Genomic DNA, 5,024 nt, shown 5'->3' on the forward strand with positions numbered 1-5,024 from the left:
CGCGCGCGCCGCCTCTTCCAGTTCCGGTCCGACCTGCAGCAGCGCGGTCGAGATCAGGCGCATGCCGTAGGCCAGCCACACCACCGAATACGCCAGCCACAGGGCGAAGATAGTGGAGCGCAAGGAGCGCAGTAGCGGTATCGCATGTTCGCTCAGCCACAGCGCCAAGCCGTTGTCCATGCCCTTGAGCATGCCATCGAGCCAGCTTGGCACGAACAGGAACACCCACAGGAAGGACAGCCCGGCCAGCAAGCCGGGGATGGCGCGGGGCACCAGCACGCTGTAATCCAGCAGACGGGTGATACCGTCCGGCTTGCGATGCATGGCCAGCGCGATGGCGCAGTAGCAGACCACGGCCAGGCCGCCGCCGACCACGCCGATCATGATGGTGTTGGCGATACCGCGCATCAGCGCCGGCTGCTCGAAGATTTCGCGGAAATGCTGCAGGGTCAACACGTCGGCCAGTTTGACGCCCTCGCCCCAGTACTCCACGAAGGAGCGCAGCACGATGCCCGACATCGGCATGATGATGGTGAACATCAGCCAGGCGAAGATCAGCGCGAAGGCCAGCCATTTCCATTTACCGAGCGGCATGGACTTCGAACGCGCGCCCTTGCCCTTGATCGAGACGAACTTGCTGGCGGACTTCAGCAGCCAGCGTTGTATCATCACCAGCGGCATCGTCACCATCACCAGGCAGACGGCGACGGCGGCCATCAGATGATAGGACGGCGTGCCCAGCTTGTTGGTCAATTTATAGAGGTAGGTCGACAGCACCAAATGACCCTCCGGATCACCCAGCACCAGCACCAGGCCGAACACCTCGAAGCCGAGGAAGAACACCAGCACCGCGGCATAGGCCAGCGCTGGGGTGATCATCGGCAGCGACACGTTGAACATCACCCGGATTGGCGAGGCACCGGTGACGCGGGCCGCTTCCTCGACGTCCGAGCCAAGGCTCTTCAACGCCGACGAGGCGTACAGATAAACGTGCGGCACATGGGTCAGGCCAGCGATCACCACGATGCTGGTGAATGAGTAAATATTCCATGGGATGAAACCGAGCAGGCCCTTGACCCAGATCGAGTAAAATCCCACGGGTCCCATCGAGACCACATAGCCGAAGCCCATCACCATAGGCGAGACGAAGATCGGCACCAGCAGTAACGGCGCGATGGCGCCGCGCCCCGGCAGGTCGGTGCGTATCATCAGGAAGGCCAGCATGCCGCCCAGCGGCACGGCGATGACGGTGAGGCCACCGGCCAGCAAAATGGAGTTCTTGAACGCCAGCATAAAATCTGGATCGTCGAAGATGAAGCGATAGGCGTCGAAGCCCAGCTCCTTGACAGGCATGAAGAACGGCGCCGACAAAAAGCTCTGATAGAAAATCAGAAACAGCGGCAGGAAGATGGCAATGACGGTCAGCGTCACCACCACGCCGCGCGGCCAGTTGAGGCTGCGCCGGTTGGCGCTGGCGAGGGACAGGGTTTGCATGTTAAATCCGTGAAAGGTATTACGGCGTCGGTCCCGCGTTAGAGGACCGTCAGCTGCGGCACGCGGCTCAGGGCGCGCGCCGGGTTCGCATCCAGTGTGCAGAAACTTAGTTCTTGCCGGCGGTTTCTTTCCACTGTTTGAGGAAGGCCATGCGTTTCTGCGGGCCCAGGAACTGCAGCACAATCGGATGCACCGGCACCGGCTTGACGTTGTCCTTGCCGATCTGCTTGATCAGATCGGCAGAGGTAGTCTCGCCGGTGACATCGGCGCGGATCGCGAACAGGCGTGCCTCATTGGCGATCACGGTCTGGCCGCGGTGCGACAGCAGATAGTCGAGCCACAGCTTGGCGGCGTTGACGTTCTTCGCTCCCTTATTGATGAACAGCACGCGAGACAGGATCAAGGTGTAATCTTTGGGCAGGACGACACCAAGTGACGGGTCGGTCTTGGCGCGCACCAGCGCATAGGAACCGAGCACGTTGTACCCGATCAGGTTTTCGCCGGACGATATCCGCTCCATCATCGTCCCGGTCGACGACTGCACCCTCACCTTGGCCGTGCCAAAGGCATTTTCCAGCTCGGGAAATTTGCTCGCCAGCTCGCGCGCATCCTGGGTCATGAACATGAAGCCGACGCCCGACTTTTCGATGTCGTAGGTGGTGACCTTGTCCTTGAACTTGGGCTGCTGAATCAGCTTGGCGAATTCGGCATGCGTCTGCGGCACTTCCTTGGCGTCCAACAAGCGTTTGTTGTACACGATCGCCGCCGGCTCAAAGGTGGTGCCATAGGCCATGTCGTTCCAGGTCGCCCATGCCGGCATATTGGGTATTTCCACCGATTTGTACTGCAAGGCATAGCCGTCCGAGGCCAGCCGCATTTGCAAGTCCATGGCGGACGACCACATGACGTCGGCGGTGGCACCGCCCGCCGCTACTTCCGAGATAAAACGGCTGTAGACCTCGGTCGAATTCATGTCGTTGTATTCAACCTTGATGCCGGGATAAAGCGCGCTGAAGTCCTTGATCAGCGGCGCGGCGGCCTTGCTGTCGGTGGTCGAATAGACGATCAGGCGGCCTTCCTTTTTCGCGGCATCAATGATCTTGTCATACTCGGGAGAATTGGCCGCCTGCGCCTGCAGCGCGGCACCGAGCATGAGCAGCGACAGCATCGCCAGCTGTTTCGAGAAATAGTTCATTTTGTCTCCATAGGTCTTTTAATGATGGGATGGCGCAAGGCAACGGCCCCGCGCCCCCAGGCCTGGGCCGAGCCGGTGGTCAGCTCACGCCCATGCCTGAAAATTGCCGACTCCGGCCAATCAGAAGCGGAAGCGCATACCCGCCGCCGCACCCGTCTGCGAGCGGAAGCCGTTGGCCTGGCCCGCCAGGTAAGTGCCGTCGGTGTTGAGGCGGTCGGCCGCGATATAGAGATCGGTGCGTTTGTCGAAGTGATAGAAGATCGACCCGTACAAGGTCTTGCGCTTGCCGCTGGCCGTGGCCTTGGCATTGCTGGCGTTGGCGTAGGCGTTCAGCACGTAGCCGCTGCCGTTGACGGCGGCATTGTCGGCGTCCATCACCTGGTAGCCGATTTCATAGTCGAATGTGCCCTTGGGTGCGATCTTGGCCGACAGCGTGTAAGCGTTGTCCTTGCGTTCGCCGATGGCGGTCGGTTGATCGGCCTTATAGTGGAAGTAGCCGGCATTCAGGCGCACGATACCGACCTTGTAGTTGCCGCCGAACGAATACGTGCTGTTGGTCAGGCCTGCCACGTTGGCTGTGTTGTAGAACGCCGATACATTGGCCACGCCGCCGTTGTAGGCCAGCCCCACCGACTTGGTTGACCCCTCCGAGAAGTCGCCCGGAATGCCGCCGAACTGATAACCCAGGCCAACCACGAACTTGTCGTACTCCTTCTTCCACACCACACCCTTGTCATAGCGCGTGCCGGTGGCACTGCCCGAATAGAAAATCAACTGCTTGAAGTTGTTGTTGTTGGTGTAGCCACCCTCCGTCAGATTCATTGCGCTGGAACCGTAGGGATCGCCGTAAATCTTGGAGAACTCGCGCGCCAGAGTGTTCTGGCGGCCAAAAGTAAGCTTGCCCAACGATTTGCTTTCCAGGCCCATCCAGGCATCGCGGTTAAACAGCACGCCCGGCGTATCCATATTACCGGTGGGCAGTTCATATTCGCTCTCGAGGAGGAAGATCACCTTCAGATCGTCCGCCGTCTTGAGCGCATGCGCGCCCTCCAGGCCCCAGCGATTGCCGCTGAACCAAGCCACCGACATGTCGGTCAGCGACGCCCCGCTCTTGTCGGCGTTGTTATGGTTACTCACACTCAGGTCGATCAAGCCGTACAGGCGCACGTAATCGTCGCTACTGCCCAGCACCAGCCCCTCAGCCGCGGGCTTGGCGCTTTCACCGCCCGGCTGCGCTGCCGTGGCCGGCTTCCTGCTGGCCTCGGTGTTGGCTTGCTGGATATCGGCAAGCGCCTTCATCGCCTGGTCGGCAGCCTTCTGGGCATCGGCCGCCGCCTTTTGTGCCTGCGCCAGGGCTTGCTGCAACTGCTCGGTGCTGCCGTTTTGCGCCTGCGCAGCGGCGGTAACAAACGCCAACACGGCGAGCGAAATAAGCTTCATTTTCATGGGAATGGTCTCCTGATTTTTAGTGTAGGGGCATGCGATCTTTGTTACTGGTAAGGCCAGTGCACGATACGGCCTCCATGCCTTCAGTTAACCTTCAGTTTTCCGTTGGCAACAAAAAAACAACAGCGTGCCCCCCCGGCTTCGCGAGCAGGAATCGACCATATTGAAGAAGGAGCTCCGTGCCCGATCCCCCGTAAGTGCCGGTCTGAAGTTTGCAAGTTAAACCGACCCATCGGTTTTGACCGCTTGCGAAGCCCTGCAACGGCATTCGGCCCGTGAAGAGCACGGCGTTTTTTCTCGGTAGCGAGGGTCATCTGTCGATGCAAATCTACGCTGCCGGCTACCGCCAAGGAACCGTCCGTAGGTAGGGGTGAAGATAGTCGGATCGCGTAAATCCTGAACAATCAGTTCTGCCAAGGCTGCCACTCAACTCGCCTGTCGCGCGGATGGCCCCAAGAAGGCTTGCCACAATTTTTTTACGTGTTGCCCGCCAGCGGCTCGACATGCAATGGGGTCGCGAACTTCTTGACCATCTCTTCAATCTGGCTATTTGTTCGTCGATGCTTTGGGCATCCGAAGTGGTGCTCATAAATTTATGCCATTTCGCGGAATTCTCGAACTTGAAATGGTTCGAGATGATGAAAACCAGAAGATGTTCGACGAACACTGAGAGCTGAAAATTCTTCGTGCCCAGTCGCTCCGGTTTTGCACCGGCATGGACGTGGGAATTCCTGTCTCGCCGTAGCGAAAGCAGTTGAGCCTGGGCGACCTCTTGATAGTGTCCCCAGGCGTGGTGTATGAAGTTGGTGCCGAGTTCGGCGCCGAGGCTTGAGCAATGATGAGGCGGCCATCGTGATTCATGAGTAGGTTGGGGTTACCAGACCTTAAC

The 5,024-nt window shown here is 59.4% G+C and carries 3 protein-coding genes; all 3 read right to left on the bottom strand.

Annotated features, from left to right (window positions below; all coding sequences use genetic code 11):
- Nucleotides 1–1,494 (bottom strand): ABC transporter permease (locus ABWW33_RS32865; RefSeq protein ID WP_353405609.1); only part of this gene is annotated, 1,494 nt, incomplete at its 3' end.
- A gap of 106 nt (nucleotides 1,495–1,600) precedes the next feature.
- Nucleotides 1,601–2,662 carry an ABC transporter substrate-binding protein gene (locus ABWW33_RS32870; RefSeq protein WP_353405611.1) on the bottom strand — a complete coding sequence of 354 codons (1,062 nt, stop codon included), beginning with the start codon at nucleotides 2,660–2,662 and terminating at the stop codon, nucleotides 1,601–1,603.
- 147 nt (nucleotides 2,663–2,809) lie between these two features.
- Nucleotides 2,810–4,135, bottom strand: coding sequence for a porin (locus ABWW33_RS32875; RefSeq protein WP_353405610.1), 1,326 nt, complete (start codon nucleotides 4,133–4,135; stop codon nucleotides 2,810–2,812).
- Nucleotides 4,136–5,024: the final 889 nt, after the last annotated feature.

This window comes from Duganella hordei (genome assembly GCF_040369125.1).
Taxonomy (GTDB): Bacteria; Pseudomonadota; Gammaproteobacteria; order Burkholderiales; family Burkholderiaceae_D; genus Rugamonas; species Rugamonas hordei.

Bases quoted from the DNA above. Each gene is read 5' to 3' on its own strand.
- ABWW33_RS32875 (WP_353405610.1), bottom strand. From the start codon at position 4,135: ATGAAAATGAAGCTTATTTCGCTCGCCGTGTTGGCGTTTGTTACCGCC.
- ABWW33_RS32870 (WP_353405611.1), bottom strand. From the start codon at position 2,662: ATGCTGTCGCTGCTCATGCTCGGTGCCGCGCTGCAGGCGCAGGCGGCC.